Below are 15,095 nucleotides of genomic sequence, written 5' to 3' on the forward strand. Positions count from 1 at the left end.
CTGTGCTTGGTGAACTTGGGGTGTCTGGGGAAGTGCTCTAGTGGCCCATGCCGATGCCGCCGTCGACCGGGATGACCGCGCCGGTGACGTAGCCGGCCTCGTCGGAGGCGAGCCACCGCACGGCGCTGGCCACCTCCTCGGGGCGGGCCTGCCGGCCCAGCGGGATGGCGTCGGTGATGGCCTTGCGGCGTGCCTCGGTGAGGTCAGCGGTCATGTCGGTGTCCACGTAGCCCGGTGCCACCACGTTGGCGGTGATCGACCGGGAGCCCAGCTCGCGGGCGATGGACCGGGACAGGCCCACCAGGCCGGACTTGGAGGCGGCGTAGTTCACCTGGCCGGGGGCACCGGACAGCCCCACCACCGAGGAGATGAAGATCATCCGGCCCCAGCGCGCCTTGAGCATGCCCCGCGCGGCCCGCTTGGCCACCCGGTAGGCAGCGGTGAGGTTGGCGTCCACCACGGAGGTGAACTGGTCCTCGGTCATCCGCAGCAGCAGCGTGTCCTCGGTGATGCCGGCGTTGGAGACCAGCACCTCGACCGGACCCTGGGCGGCCTCCACCTCGGCGAAGGCTGCGTCCACCGCCTCGGCGTCGGTGACGTCGCAGCGCACGCCCAGCAGCCCCTCGGGAGCGCCGGAGCCGCGGTGGGTGACGGCCACGCGGTGGCCCTCGGCGGCCAGGGTGCGGGCGATGGCGAGGCCGATGCCCCGGTTGCCGCCGGTGACGAGCACGGAGCGGGAGGGGGTCGGGGAGTCCGGTGCGGGCATGCCGGGAATCTATCGGCTACTCACGGGTAGACCGGCATTCCGCAGGGTGTGGCGGCTCCCGACCGGTCAGGCCAGCGCGAGCAGGCCCACCGCGAACGCCCCGTAGAAGGCCGCGGCACCGGCCAGCCGCCCGGCGGTGAGCCGACCGGTGCGGGTGAGCACCAGCAGGTAGCCCACCGACGCCATGGTGCACACCCCGGCCAGGACGAGCGGGGCGTCGAGCTGCCAGGAGGTGAACAGCAGACCCAGCCCGGACGGGACGGTCACCTGGATCATCATCGAGCCGGACAGGTTGGCCAGCGCCAGCTGGGGCTTGCCCTGGCGGCACCAGACGACCGCGTTCATGATCTCGGGCAGCTCGGTGGCCAGGGGCGCCAGCAGCAGGGCGCTGACGGTGGCCGGCACACCCAGGGCGGGCCCGGCCCACTCCAGCTCGTGCACGAAGAGCTGGGAGGCACCGAAGACCAGGGCCAGCGTCACCACCGTCTGGGTGAGCACGGCGGCCGTGCTCGGGCTGGCCCGGCGCGGCTGCAGCTTGAGCGGGGCGAGGCCGGTGGTGCTGGCCGCGGCGCCCCGGCTGCTGCGCACCTCGCGGGAGACGTACACCGCGTAGGCGGCGAAGAACAGCAGGCCCAGCCAGGGCTTGTAGGCGAAGACCACCAGCCCCAGCCCCAGCTTGACCGCGTAGATGGCCAGGAACCAGCCCTGGTCGCGGGCCAGGCGCGGAGTGGTGGCGGCCAGGTCGGTAGCGGGAGCCCGGTCGTCACGCGCTGCCAGCCGGGCCGGCCCGGGTCCGGCGCCCACCAGCACCGGCAGGTGGGCACCGCGGGCCCGGGCCAGCAGCACCACCCCGGCGACTGCGTAGGCCACGGTGCCCACCACCAGGGGCCCGCCGATGGCCGCCCCCATCCCGATGTCGGCGCCGTGCTCGTCGCTGCCCAGCAGCACCGCCACCAGCGTGACCACGCTCTCCGGAAGGGCGGTGCCCACGGCCGCCAGCACGGTGCCGACGGCGAGCCCACCCATCCGCAGGCGCGCGCCGAGCCACTCCACGGCGTTCACGAACCACTCGGAGGCGAGGTAGATCACCAGGATGCAGCCCACCAGCGACAGCACGTGCGTCATCGCTGTCCCTTCGCCGCCGGTGGGAGCGCGGCCGTCAGCGGCCGTCGTCCCGGTTACCGCAGCGAAGTTAGCCGTGTTCGGGCCCAGGAAAAACGCGACCACGAGAACAACCGAGTGGGGCGCGGCCAAGTCCGGAGTAAGGCGCGCCTAACTCTGCTGGCCGGAGCCGGAGACGGAGTGCTCGGCACGAATGGTGTCCAGGTGCTGGCAGCCGACGTAGGGGCACCCGGCGCCGGGCTCCTCCGCACCGGTGGGGTGCGGTCGGTGCTGGGCCACGCACAGCGCCAGCACCGCCTGGATCCCCAGCTCCACCCGCCGCGGCTCACCGCCGGTGTGCACCGCCACCACCAGCGGTCCGCCGAAGGGCTTCTGCTCGACCACCTCGACCTCGGTGTCCAGGCCGACGCCCAGCCCGGCGAACCACCGCAGCAGCTCCGGGTCGTGGTCGATGAACCGCGCCACGAAGCCGCGGGAGCCCGGGGACAGCGTCGCCACCGGGCTGGTGGGCGGCTGGTGCAGCACACCGTCGGGGGTGGGGATGGGATCGCCGTGCGGGTCCCGCCACGGTCGGCCCAGCGCGTGGTCCATCCGCTCCACCATCCGGGGCGACACCGCGTGCTCGAGCACCTCGGCCTCGTCGTGCACCTCGTCCCAGGAGTAGCCCAGCCGCTCCACCAGGTAGGTCTCCACCAGCCGGTGCCTGCGCACCATCTCCACCGCACGGGTGCGCCCGGCCGCGGTGAGCTCGATGCCGCCGTAGGGCTCGTGGCTGACCAGGCCCTGCGCGGTGAGCTTGCGGATCATCTCCGACACCGACGACGTGGAGACGCCCAGCCGGGCCGCGAGGTTGGCGTTGGAGCGCTCGTCGGGGTCCCACTCCCCCAGGTTGAACAGAACCTTGAGGTAGTCCTCGATCACCGTTCGGCTCCGGGAGTCCACCACGCGTCCGAGGATACCGGGCCGCGGCTAGGGCAGCCGCTGGGTGAGCACCAGGCCCGTGCCCGCCGAGAGCAGCGCCAGCACCGTGCCCAGGATCAGCCACGGCCGGCTGGCGTCACCCAGCAGCGTCTCGTAGCCGATCTGCTTCTCCAGGGTGTCGTAGACGGCGTTGAGGTCGGCCAGGCTGGAGGCGGTGTAGAAGTCCCCGCCAGCCAGCCGGGCGATCTGGCGCATCGAGGCGTCGTCCACCGGCACCGGCTGGCGGCGACCCTCGATGTCCACGGTGCCGTAGCGGGTGCCGAAGGAGATGGTGGACACCGGGATCTTCTTCTTCGCCGCCTCCCCCGCCGCGGTGAACGAGCCACGGGGATCGTCGGTGAACTCCGGGACGGTCTGCGCGCCGTCGGAGAGCAGCACGATGCGGGCCGGGGGCGGCTCGGCGCCCGGAACCACCGCAGCCATGGTGTCGATGGCCTGCAACGAGGTGAAGATCGCCTCGCCGGTGGCGGTCCGCTCGGCCAGCTTCAGGTTGTCGATGGCCGCCTTGGGCGCCGACCGGTCGACGGTGGGCGAGACCAGCACGGTGGCGGTGCCGGCGAACGCGACCACACCCAGGTTCACCCCAGGGGTGAGGCCGTCCACGAACTGCTTGGCCGCGGTCTGCGCCGCCTTCAGCCGGGAGGGCTCGACGTCGGTGGACTCCATGGACAGCGACACGTCCACGGCCAGGATGACGGTGGCCCGGTTGCGGGGCACCTTCTGCTCGGAGGTGGGCCCGGCCAGGGCGATGGTGAGGCAGGTCAGCGCCACCAGGAACAGGGCCGTGGGGACGTGCCTGGCCAGGCCCTGCCGACGGGGCGCCACCTTCTCCAGCAGGGCCAGGTTGGTGAAGCGCATGGTGTTGCGCCGCCGCATCCGCTGCACCACCAGGTAGCCGGCGAGCAGCACCACCACCGCGAGCAGCAGCAGGAACCACAGCGGGGAGGTGAAGCCGGTGAGGCTCATCGCAGCCCACCCGACCAGCCGCGCTTGCGTCCGATGACGAAGCGCACGATGTCGGCGATCCAGTCGGAGTCGGTGCGCAGCGTCAGCCGCGGTGCGCCACACCGACGCAGCGCGCGCGCCACCTCCTGGCGGTGGGCCTCGGCGGCGGCGGCGAAGTCCGTGCGCAGCCGGGGCGTGGTGCTCACCTCGCGCACCCGGCCGGACTCCGGGTCGCTGAGCACCACCCGGCCCACGTCGGGCAGCTCCAGGTCGCGGGGATCGAGCACCTCCACGGCCAGCAGGTCGTGCCGGGCGGCCAGCCCGCGCAGCGAGCGCTCCCAGGTGACGTCACCGAGGAAGTCGCTGACCACCACCGCCAGGCCGCGGCGCTTGGGTGGGCGGCGCAGCAGCTCCAGCGCCGCCCCCAGGTCGCCGCGGGTGCCGTCCGGGGCGCGCGGGGTGGTGGCGAGGGAGCGCAGCATGCTCTGCGCCGCGACCGAGCCACCGCGGGGCGGGATGCGGGTGGTGTGTGCACCGGTGGCCACGATCGCCCCGATGCGGTTGCCGCCACCGCTGGTGAGGTGGGCGATCGCGGACACCGCCGCCACCGCCAGGTCGCGCTTCTCGCAGGCGGCGGTGCCGAAGTCCAGGCTGGGCGACAGGTCGCACACCACCCAGGTCTCCAGCTCGCGGTCGGCCACGGTCTGGCGGATGTGCGGCTCGGTGGTGCGGGCGGTCACCGACCAGTCCATCCGCCGCACGTCGTCGCCAGGCTGGTAGGTGCGGGCCTCGCCGGGCTCGCTGCCGGGACCGGGCACCAGCCCCAGGTGGTTGCCCTGCAGCAGCCCGTCCAGCCGGTGGCGCACCGTCAGCTCCAGGGTGCGCAGCGCCGCCGCCAGCTTGGGGTCCTCCAGGTGGCCGGACTCCAGCGAGGGTGGTGCCCAGGCAGGCCGGTCGGCGGGGCGGGGGGCCACCGGGGCAGCAGCGCCGTCCCCGGACAGGGACGCTGCGCGGCGCAGGACGCTCACCGCTGCTGGGGGCCGATCGGCTGGAAGGGCTGCGGCACCGGTCCCTGCGGGCCACCAGGGGGCGGGCCGCCCGGCGTGACCAGCGGCACCGGCTGCGAGCTCACCTGCGGCAGGCTCACCGACTGCAGCACCCGGTTGATGACGTGCTCCACCGGGATCTCGTCCGCCAGCGCGTCGTAGGACAGCACCAGGCGGTGGCGGAGCACGTCGGGCAGCACGTCCACCACGTCCTGGGGCAGCACGTAGTCGCGGCCGCGCACCAGGGCCAGCGCACGGGCAGCCGCGATGGCACCCAGGGTGGCGCGGGGTGATGCGCCGTAGCCGATCCAGCCCGCGACGTCGGTCAGCCCGAGGTCGGCCGGGGTGCGTGTGGCGGCCACGACGCGGACCACGTAGTCGACCAGGGCGTGGTGCACGAACACCTGGGCAGCGACGTCCTGCAGCCGCACCAGCTCGTCCGGGGTGAGCACCTGCTGCGGCTCGGGGGCGCGCACGCCCATCCGGTAGACGACCTCGCGCTCCTCCTCGATGGAGGGGTACTCCACCAGGATCTTGAACAGGAACCGGTCGCGCTGGGCCTCCGGGAGCGGGTAGACACCCTCGTTCTCGATCGGGTTCTGGGTGGCCAGCACCAGGAAGGGCTTGGGCATGGGGAAGGTCTTGCCGCCGATGGTGACCTGGTGCTCGGCCATCACCTCCAGCAGTGCCGACTGCACCTTGGCGGGGGCCCGGTTGATCTCGTCGGCGAGCACGAAGTTGGCCACCACCGGCCCGGGCTCCACGTCGAACTCCTCGCGGCCCTGCCGGTAGATGCGCGTGCCGATGAGGTCGGCGGGCACCAGGTCGGGGGTGAACTGGATGCGGGAGAAGTGGCCGCCCACCACCGTGCAGAGGGTCTCCACCGCGAGGGTCTTGGCCACCCCGGGCACACCCTCCAGCAGCAGGTGGCCCTTGGCGAGCAGGCCCACCAGCATCCGCTCGACCATCCGGTCCTGGCCGACGATGACTCGCTTGACCTCGAAGACGGTGCGCTCCAGCAGCTGGGCGTCACGCTGCATGCTGCTCGCCGTCGGCACGCCGCCCTGCGGCACCGCACCGCGGGGCCCGGCGTTGCCTGCCGGGGCTTGCTGTCCGTGATCCTGAGCCCCTGAGCTCACCGCTGCTCCTCCGTCTTCGGCGCACACCTGTGTGGTGCACAGCAAACAGTCTGCACCGTGTGGGGACTGTGAGCACCCGACCCGCCCGTGCATCCGGGCCGCCCGTTCATCCGAACGGCTCAGAGCATCCGAACCGCGTAGGGCATGATGCCGCCGTAGCGCACCGGGGAGATCTTCACGTACGACCCGGACTGCGGGGCCTCGATCATCTTGCCGTCGCCCAGGTACAGCGCGACGTGGTGGATGTCGTAGGGGCCCCAGAAGATCATGTCGCCCGGCCGCATCTGCGAGATCGGGACCTTGGTGCCTGACTCGTACTGGTAGCCGGTGTAGTGCCGCAGCGAGATGCCCACCCCGGCGAAGGCGTAGACCATCAGGCCGGAGCAGTCGAAGCCCACCTTGGCGTAGTCGCCGAAGCTGTCGGCGACGCCGCCGTCCCGGATGCCGACCGTGGCGCCGTAGGCGTTGCCACCCCCCCAGGAGTAGGGCACGCCCAGCTGCGACATCGCCCGGTTGATCACCGTCTGCACCGATCCGGTGCTGGAGCCACCGTTGCCGCGCGGCGGCGTGCGCACGGGCGCCGGCGCCGGCTTGGGCGGCGCCACGTAGACGGGTGCGGCCACCGGTGCCGGCGCGACGTACACCGGAGCGGCGACCGGCGCTGGAGCGGGCACGGCCTGCGGGGTGCTGGGGCGGGGGGCGCTGGGACGGGGGGCGGCGGCCTGGACGGTGGCCGTCTGGGCTGCGGCTGTCTGGGCTGCGGCCGCCTGGGCTGCTGCCCGCTGCCGGGCCGCAGAGGCGTCCGCCGCCTGCTGCGCGTTCACGGCGTCGGCGGCGGCCTGGGCCTGCGCGGCGGCCTCGGCGGCGGCCCGCTGGCGCGCGGCCTCCTCGGCCGCACGCTGGGCGGCGGCGGCCTCCTCGGCGCGGCGCTGGGTGTCCCACTGCTCGAAGGCCTGGCGCTGGCCCTGCAGGCCGGACACCGCGGTGCGGGCCTGGTCCAGCGCGTACTGGGCCTGGTCGCGGTTGGCCTGCAGCTGGGCGGTCTGCGCGGCTTGGGCCTGCTGCGCGCTCATCGCGTTCTGGGTGGCCTGGTCGGCCGCGCCCTTGGCCGCGTCGGCCTGGGCCCGGGCGCTGTCCGCCTGGGTCTTGGCGGCGCGGGCCGCCGACTCGGCGTTGGCGCTCTGCGCTCGAGCGCGCTGCAGGGTCTCCATGACGCCGAGCTGGCTGGTGGTCACGGCGTTGAGCAGCTGTGCCCTGGCCAGCACGTCCTCCGGGCTCTCCGAGCCCAGGTAGGCGCTGAAGGAGCCGACCGTGCTGCCCTGCTGGTAGCTGCCGGCGGCGAGCTGGTCGACCTGGCGGCGTGCGCTCTCGATGGAGTCCTGGGAGAGCAGCACCTGGTGCTGGGCGTTGACCACCGCCTGGTCGGCGGCGTCGGCGCCGGCGCGGGCCTCCTCGAGGTCCACCCTCGCCTTGTTCGCCAGCTCGCGCTGGACCCCCACGTTGACGGCGAGCTGGTCCAGCTCGGCCTGTGCGGTGGTCAGGTTCTTGATCAGCTGGCCGACCTGGGCGGCCTGGCCGTCGGCGGCACTGGTGGCCTCGGTGAGCTGGGTGTCGCTGGGGTTGGGTGGGGGCGGTGGCACGGCCATCGCGGCCGGCGGGAGCGAGGCCGTCAGCACGGTGACCACGGCGGCGCCGAGCACCACCCGGATCATGCGTCTCGGCGCGGGTCCCCGCGCGTGACTGTCTAGGCCAGACACCAAACTTCTCCCTCATGCCACACATGCGCACTGCTGAGCACCCTGGACGCCCGACCGCTGCCGTCGCCGATCAAAATCACTGCGCGTCACAGAATTCAGTGAACATGTGACAAGTCGTCACACTGTGACACTTTTTCCCCAGCAGCGCCAGGGGTTACTCAGTTCACATCCTCAACAATCGTCACACCAACCACAGACCTGAGCCACTCAAGCCCACACGCACGGCTGCGCCGCCCCCGGAGAGGGGCGGCGCAGCTGTGCGTGCGTCGGGCGGGCCAGCGCGGGCTAGTTCACCTGGCGATCACCGTCGGCCCAGAACTGCTTGCGCAGCTTGAACTTCTGGATCTTGCCGGTGGCGGTGCGCGGGATCTCCTCGCGGAACTCGATCGAGGTGGGCGCCTTGTAGCCGGCCAGCTTGGACTTGCAGTGCGCGATGAGGTCGGCCTCGGTGACCTGCGCTCCGTCGACGAGCACCACCAGGGCCTTGATGGTCTCGCCCCACTTCTCGCTGGGCACCCCGATGACCGCGGCCTCGGCCACTGACGGGTGGCTGAACAGCGTGTCCTCCACCTCGATGGAGGACACGTTCTCCCCGCCGGTGATGATCACGTCCTTCTTGCGGTCGGAGATGATCACCTCGCCGCCGTCCGGGTCGATCGTCCCGCCGTCTCCGGTGTGGAACCACCCGTCGGCCAGTGCCTTGGCCGACTCCTCCGGGTTCTCCCAGTACCCGGCCAGCACCGTGTTGGAGCGCACCAGCACCTCGCCGGAGTCGGAGATGCTGAACCGGGTGCCCAGCGTCGGCGAGCCGGCTCGGCTGAGCCGCTTGGCCCGGTCGGCCACCAGCAGGTGCAGGTCCTCCGGCCGGGTGCGGTTGAAGGTGGTCAGCGGCGAGGTCTCGGTGAGGCCGTAGATCTGCAGGAACTCCCAGCCCAGCTCGTCGATGATCCGCTCGATGGTGCGGCTGGGCGGCGGGGCGCCGGCGCAGACCACGCGGACGCGGTCGCGACCGGGGATCTCGCCGTCCCAGTCCGCCGCGGCGTCGAGCACCGCGCTGTAGACGGCGGGGGCGGCGCACATCAGGGTGACGCCGTGCTCCTGCACGCGGCGCAGGATCTCCCCGCCGTCGATCTTGCGGATCACCACCTGCGGCACTCCCATGCCGGCCATGGTGAAGGGCATCCCCCAGCCGTTGCAGTGGAACATCGGCAGCGTGTGCAGGAAGGTGTCGCGCTCCCAGGTGCGGGTGTGCAGGCCGAACGTCGTGGAGTTCACCCAGATGTTGCGGTGGGTGATCTGCACGCCCTTGGGGCGCGCCGTGGTGCCGGAGGTGTAGTTGATGGTGGCGGTGGCGTCCTCGTCGGGAGCCGACCACGGCCGCGGCTGCACGTCGAAGCGCATCAGCTCGTCCTCGGTCTGCGCGCCCAGGACGAAGGTGTGGCGCACCGGCAGGTCCATCAGCGGCTCGGCGATCTCCGGGTCCAGCAGCAGCACGTCCGCCCCGCTGTTGTCCACGATGTAGGCGATCTCGTCGCGGCTGAGCCGAAAGTTGATGGGCACGCAGACGCGGCCACTGGCGGTGACGGCGTACAGCAGCTCGAGCAGGCGGGCGGAGTTGTGGCTCACCACCGCCACCCGGTCGCCCTCGGCCACGCCGAGGGCGTCCAGTCCGGCCTGCCAGGCGCGGACCCGCCGAGCCAGCTCGCCGTAGGTGGTGGTGGGCACCGGGTCGGCCGGCTGGTTGGGCTCGTCGATGACGGCCGTGCGGTTGGCCCAGACCACCTCGGCGCGCTCGAGAAAGTCCTGTGTGGTCAAGGGAACGCGCATGGGGGCGACCTCCAGGTCGGGGAATGAGGAACCGGCCTCATCGTAGTGACCTGCACCACCGGGGACCGCTCGGTCCCCACCGCGCTGACGGCACGTTGGCGAGGCCGTTGCCGGTAACCCGGGCCGACCAGGCACGATCACCTCCCATGAGCAGATTGCGACGTCGGGTGCTGGGCACCGCCAGCCAGCTGGCCACCGCGGACCACGCCCTGATCGGTCGCAGCGCCCGGCTGCGTCCCTCGCCGATGGACCGCACCCTGCTCGGGCTGAGCCGCTCGGCCAACCACAGCGTGCTGTGGTGCGGCCTTGCCGCGGGCATGCTCGTCGCCGGCGGTCGCCCCCGCCGCGGGGCGGTGCGGGGGCTGCTGGCGGTGGCCGGCGCCAGCGCCGTGGCCAACGGGATGCTCAAGCCGGTGTTCCCCCGCCGGCGACCGCCCGCCCAGACCGTGCCCGCGCTGCGTCGGTTGGTGCACCCCCCGACGTCCTCGTCGTTCCCCTCCGGCCACTCCGCCTCCGCCGCAGCCTTCGTCACCGCGGTGGCCCTGGAGTCGCCGGCGTCCGGTGCGCTGCTGGCGCCGCTGGCCGGTGCGGTCGCCTACTCCCGGGTGCACGTCGGTGTGCACTGGCCCTCGGACGTGCTGGTGGGTGCTGGCGTCGGTGCAGCGGTGGCGCTGGCGACCCGACGCTGGTGGGCGGTGCGGCCGGAGGAGCCGGCGGTGCTGGGCGCCCGGGTGCAGGCCCCCGCCCTGGCCGACGGCGAGGGGCTGCTGGTGCTGACCAACCCCGCCTCCGGCAACGGCGACGACCCGGCCACCGAGCTGGTCGAGCTGCTCCCCCGGGTGCGGCTGCTGGAGACCGACCCCGACCGCGACGCCGGTGAGCAGCTGCAGGAGGCGGTGGACGCCGGCGGGGTGCGCGCGCTGGCGGTCTCCGGCGGGGACGGCACCGTGCAGGCGGTGGCCGGCGTGGCGGTGGCCAACGGCCTGCCCATGGCGGTGCTGCCCGGTGGCACCCTCAACCACTTCGCTCGCGACGTCGACGCGGTGGACGTGGCGGCGACGGCCTCGGCGATCGCTGCGGGCCGCGCGGAGCGGGTGGACAGCGCCGAGGTGTGCGTGGACGCCGGCCCCGGTCGGCTCTTCGTGAACACCGCCAGCATCGGCGGCTACCCGGACGCGGTGCAGCTGCGCGAGCAGCTCGAGCACCGGATCGGCAAGTGGCCCGCCGCGGCAGTGGCCATGGTGCGGGTGCTGCAGCGGGCCGCGCCGCTGGAGGTGGAGCTGGACGGGCGGCGTGCCGCGCTGTGGATGCTCTTCGTGGGCAACGGCCGCTACGCCCCCACCGACCAGGTGCCCATGTCGCGGCCCACCCTCAGCTCCGCCACCCTGGACGTGCGCTACCTGCGGGCCGACACCTACGCCTCCCGGACCCGGCTGCTGCTGGCGGCGGCCACCGGGACGCTGGCGGGCAGCCCCACCTACGTCCACAGCAACGTCGAGCAGCTCCGCGTCCAGGTGCTGGGCCCGCCGACGTCGCTGGCCACCGACGGCGAGGTGGCCGGGCACGGACGCACGTTCACCTTCCGCAGCCGGCCGCAGTCGCTGGTGCTCTACCGCGCCTGAGCGGGCTCGCCCGGGTGCAGCCCGGCGCGCAGTGCGGCCAGGCACTCGTCCACGGCGGCGGTGGTGGACGGGGTGACACCGTCCAGCGACGCGAAGCCGTGCACCAGCGGCTCGAAGCGCCGCACCGTCACCGGCACTCCGTCGCGACGCAGCAGCTCGCCGTAGGCCTCGCCGTCGTCGCGCAACGGGTCGTGCCCGGCGGTGGCCACGAAGGCCGGCGGCAGCCCGGCGAAGCTCTCCGCGGTGGCCGGCGCCGAGCGCACCGAGACCTCGCCCGCCGCCCCGGCGTACTGGGCGGCGAAGTACGCGATGGCCTTGCGGTTGAGCAGCGGCGCCTCGGCGTTCTCGATCATGCTGGGCCAGTCCTGGTGCCCGCTGGTGACCGGGTAGAGCAGCAGCTGGAACGCCAGCGCGGGCCCGCCGCTGTCACGGGCCAGGTGGGTGAGCACCGCCGCCAGGTTGCCGCCGGCGCTGTCCCCGGCCACGGCCAGCCGCTCGGGGTCCCCGCCGAGCTCGGCGGCGTGCGCGGCCGCCCACTGCAGGGCCGTCCAGCAGTCCTCCACCGCAGCGGGGAAGGGGTGCTCAGGGGCCAGGCGGTAGTCCACCGACACCACCACGGCCCCGCAGTCGCGCACGATCCGGCGGGCCAGCGCGTCGTGGGTGCGCACGCTGCCCAGCACGAAGCCCCCGCCGTGCAGGAACAGCACCACCGGCAGCGGGTGCTCCGACGCTGGCCGGTAGACCCGCACCGGCACGCCGTCGGCGTCGGCGTCCTCGACGTGGTCCACCTCGATGCTCACCGGCACCATGGCGCTGACCTGCTCCATCATCTCCCGCAGGCGCCTCGGGTCGGCGCCGTCGCCACCGATCTCGGGCAGGGTCAGGGCGGCGAAGATCTCGGCCAGCTGGGGGTCCATCGACATGCCGGGCGACGTTACCCCGCAACAAACAGGACGCGCGTACTGTGAAGGTTGACGCCGGGCGGAAGGGCGCCAAGTAGGCCAGAATCCGGGTGGGCAACAATCAGGGCAGGACTGTCGCGGCGCAGATCGACGCGCCCAGCGGCAGCGAGGAAGAACTCATCGACGAGTGGAGCAGAACGTGAGCAGCAGCAAGGACTCCTTTGGGGCGCGAGGAACACTGGAGGTCGGTGACGACTCCTACGAGATCTACCGGCTCTCCGCGGTGCCCGGCACGGAGAAGCTGCCCTACAGCCTGAAGATCCTGGCCGAGAACCTCCTGCGCACGGAGGACGGCAGCAACATCACCGAGGACCACGTCACGGCGCTCGCCGAGTGGGACCCGTCGGCGGAGCCGAACACCGAGATCCAGTTCACCCCGGCCCGCGTGATCATGCAGGACTTCACCGGCGTGCCGTGCATCGTCGACCTGGCCACCATGCGCGAGGCCTTCACCGACCTGGGCGGCGACCCGGACAAGGTGAACCCGCTGGCGCCGGCCGAGCTGGTCATCGACCACTCCGTCATCACCGACGTCTTCGGCACCCCCGACGCCTTCGAGCGCAACGTGGACTTCGAGTACCAGCGCAACGGCGAGCGCTACCAGTTCCTGCGCTGGGGCCAGGGTGCGTTCAACGACTTCAAGGTGGTCCCCCCGGGCACCGGCATCGTGCACCAGGTCAACATCGAGCACCTCGCCCGCGTGGTGTTCGACCGTGACGGCGTCGCCTACCCCGACACCTGCGTGGGCACCGACTCCCACACCACCATGGTCAACGGCCTCGGCGTGCTCGGCTGGGGCGTCGGCGGCATCGAGGCCGAGGCGGCCATGCTCGGCCAGCCCGTCTCCATGCTCATCCCCCGCGTCGTCGGCTTCAAGCTCACCGGCGAGATCCCGGCCGGCGCCACCGCCACCGACGTGGTGCTCACCATCACCCAGCAGCTGCGCAAGCACGGCGTGGTCGGCAAGTTCGTGGAGTTCTACGGCGAGGGTGTCGGCGCGGTGCCGCTGGCCAACCGCGCCACCATCGGCAACATGAGCCCGGAGTTCGGCTCCACCGCCGCGATCTTCCCGATCGACGACGAGACCATCCGCTACCTCAAGCTCACCGGCCGCAGCGCCAAGCAGCTGGCCCTGGTGGAGGCCTACGCCAAGGAGCAGGGCCTCTGGCACGACCCGTCCCGCGAGCCGACCTTCTCCGAGTACCTCGAGCTGGACCTGTCCACCGTGGTGCCCTCCATCGCCGGCCCGAAGCGTCCGCAGGACCGCATCGCGCTGTCGGAGAGCAAGGAGAGCTTCCGCGGCACCATCACCGACTACGTCGTCCCGGACAACTGCGAGGACGAGCTGGAGTCCTTCCCGGGCAGCGACGCCCCCGGCTCGCGCGTCGGCGACGCCCAGCCCAACGGCCAGGAGCCGGTCGACGCCCCGGAGTCTGACGAGCGTCCGCACAAGCGGGTGCCGGTCACCATGTCCAACGGCACCGAGACCGAGCTGGACCACGGCGCCGTGGTGATCGCCTCGATCACCTCCTGCACCAACACCTCCAACCCCTCGGTGATGCTGGGCGCGGCGCTGCTGGCCCGCAACGCGGTGGACAAGGGCCTGCGCACCAAGCCGTGGGTCAAGACCTCCATGGCCCCCGGTTCCAAGGTCGTCACCGACTACTACGAGAAGGCCGAGCTCTGGCCCTACCTCAACGAGCTGGGCTACAACCTGGTCGGCTACGGCTGCACCACCTGCATCGGCAACTCGGGCCCGCTGCCCGAGGAGGTCTCCAAGGCGGTCAACGACCACGACCTCTCCGTGGTGAGCGTGCTGTCGGGCAACCGCAACTTCGAGGGTCGCATCAACCCCGACGTGAAGATGAACTACCTGGCCTCCCCGCCGCTGGTCATCGCCTACGCCCTGGCCGGCACCATGGACTTCGACTTCGACGCCGAGCCGCTGGGCCAGGACAGCCAGGGCAACGACGTCTTCCTCAAGGACATCTGGCCCTCCTCGCAGGAGATCCAGGAGGTCATGGACGCCTCCATCACCGAGGAGATGTTCACCAAGGACTACGCCGACGTCTTCGCCGGTGACCACCGCTGGACGTCGCTGCCCACCCCGGAGGGCCAGACCTTCGAGTGGGACGCCGAGTCCACCTACGTCCGCAAGCCCCCATACTTCGACGGCATGCAGATGGACCCGGAGCCGGTCAGCGACATCACCGGCGCGCGCGTGCTGGCCCTGCTGGGCGACTCGGTCACCACCGACCACATCTCCCCCGCCGGTGCCATCAAGCCGGGCACCCCGGCGGCGCAGTACCTGGACGAGCACGGCATCGAGCGCAAGGACTACAACTCCTTCGGCTCCCGCCGCGGCAACCACGAGGTGATGATTCGCGGCACCTTCGCCAACATCCGGCTGCGCAACCAGCTGCTGGACGACGTCAGCGGCGGCTACACCCGCGACTTCACCGCCGACGGCGAGCAGGCGTTCATCTACGACGCCGCGCAGCACTACGCCGAGCAGGGCACTCCCCTGGTGGTGCTGGCGGGCAAGGAGTACGGCTCCGGCTCCTCCCGCGACTGGGCGGCCAAGGGCACCGCGCTGCTGGGCGTCAAGGCCGTCATCGTGGAGAGCTTCGAGCGCATCCACCGCTCTAACCTGATTGGCATGGGCGTCGTCCCGCTGCAGTTCCCCGAGGGCGAGAACGCCGAGTCGCTGGGCCTGGACGGCACGGAGACCTTCGACATCAGCGGCATCACTGAGCTGAACGAGGGTCGCACCCCGCGCACCGTCAAGGTGACCGCCACCAAGACCGACGGCGGCACCGTGGAGTTCGACGCGGTCGTGCGCATCGACACCCCGGGCGAGGCCGAGTACTACCGCAACGGCGGCATCCTGCAGTACGTGCTGCGGTCCATGGCCCGCAGCTGAGCACC

At 72.3% G+C, this 15,095-nt stretch carries 11 protein-coding genes; 2 read left to right on the plus strand and 9 right to left on the minus strand.

The genetic code is table 11. The features are described 5' to 3' along the window. Positions 1-37: 37 nt before the first annotated feature. The 8 genes from ELX43_RS08950 to ELX43_RS08985 all read right to left on the minus strand — a co-directional run bounded on the left by ELX43_RS08950 (position 38) and on the right by ELX43_RS08985 (position 9,583). Complete coding sequence (locus tag ELX43_RS08950) at positions 38-766, minus strand: beta-ketoacyl-ACP reductase (RefSeq protein WP_127783080.1); 729 nt, start codon at positions 764-766, stop codon at positions 38-40. Positions 767-832: 66 nt separating this feature from the next. Continuing rightward, on the minus strand, positions 833-1,891 hold the full coding sequence (locus ELX43_RS08955) for a sodium:calcium antiporter (protein WP_127783081.1): 1,059 nt from the start codon (positions 1,889-1,891) through the stop codon (positions 833-835). Positions 1,892-2,038: 147 nt separating this feature from the next. Further along, positions 2,039-2,833: a metal-dependent transcriptional regulator gene (locus ELX43_RS08960; protein ID WP_127783082.1), complete on the minus strand. Its 795-nt coding sequence runs from the start codon at positions 2,831-2,833 to the stop codon at positions 2,039-2,041. Between the two features lie 24 nt (positions 2,834-2,857). Then, a complete protein-coding gene (locus ELX43_RS08965) occupies positions 2,858-3,835 on the minus strand; it encodes a VWA domain-containing protein (RefSeq protein WP_127783083.1) in 978 nt (325 codons plus the stop codon). Continuing rightward, complete coding sequence (locus ELX43_RS08970) at positions 3,832-4,788, minus strand: DUF58 domain-containing protein (RefSeq protein WP_206518225.1); 957 nt, start codon at positions 4,786-4,788, stop codon at positions 3,832-3,834. Before ELX43_RS08970 ends, ELX43_RS08965 begins: the two co-directional genes overlap by 4 nt. 50 nt (positions 4,789-4,838) lie before the next feature. Next, on the minus strand, positions 4,839-5,900 hold the full coding sequence (locus tag ELX43_RS08975; protein ID WP_127784779.1) for a MoxR family ATPase: 1,062 nt from the start codon (positions 5,898-5,900) through the stop codon (positions 4,839-4,841). A 218-nt stretch (positions 5,901-6,118) separates the two neighbouring features. Continuing rightward, positions 6,119-7,711 (minus strand): NlpC/P60 family protein, encoded by a 1,593-nt coding sequence (locus tag ELX43_RS08980; RefSeq protein ID WP_127783084.1) that lies wholly within the window; start codon positions 7,709-7,711, stop codon positions 6,119-6,121. 330 nt (positions 7,712-8,041) lie between these two features. After that, the gene (locus ELX43_RS08985) at positions 8,042-9,583 is read right to left on the minus strand and encodes an AMP-binding protein (RefSeq protein WP_127783085.1); all 1,542 of its coding nucleotides are present in this window, start codon (positions 9,581-9,583) and stop codon (positions 8,042-8,044) included. A gap of 146 nt (positions 9,584-9,729) precedes the next feature. Between ELX43_RS08985 and ELX43_RS08990 the strand changes: the two genes are divergently transcribed. Beyond that, on the plus strand, positions 9,730-11,205 hold the full coding sequence (locus tag ELX43_RS08990; RefSeq protein WP_127783086.1) for a bifunctional phosphatase PAP2/diacylglycerol kinase family protein: 1,476 nt from the start codon (positions 9,730-9,732) through the stop codon (positions 11,203-11,205). Here ELX43_RS08990 and ELX43_RS08995 read toward each other — a convergent pair. After that, positions 11,193-12,128 carry an alpha/beta hydrolase gene (locus ELX43_RS08995; RefSeq protein ID WP_127783087.1) on the minus strand — a complete coding sequence of 312 codons (936 nt, stop codon included), beginning with the start codon at positions 12,126-12,128 and terminating at the stop codon, positions 11,193-11,195. The genes ELX43_RS08990 and ELX43_RS08995 overlap by 13 nt on opposite strands. A gap of 178 nt (positions 12,129-12,306) precedes the next feature. Here ELX43_RS08995 and acnA point away from each other — a divergent pair, with 178 nt between their 5' ends. Then, complete coding sequence (acnA, locus tag ELX43_RS09000; protein ID WP_206517979.1) at positions 12,307-15,090, plus strand: aconitate hydratase AcnA; 2,784 nt, start codon at positions 12,307-12,309, stop codon at positions 15,088-15,090. Positions 15,091-15,095: the final 5 nt, after the last annotated feature.

The sequence above is a fragment of the Rhodococcus sp. X156 genome (assembly GCF_004006015.1).
Lineage (GTDB): Bacteria > Actinomycetota > Actinomycetes > Mycobacteriales > Mycobacteriaceae > X156.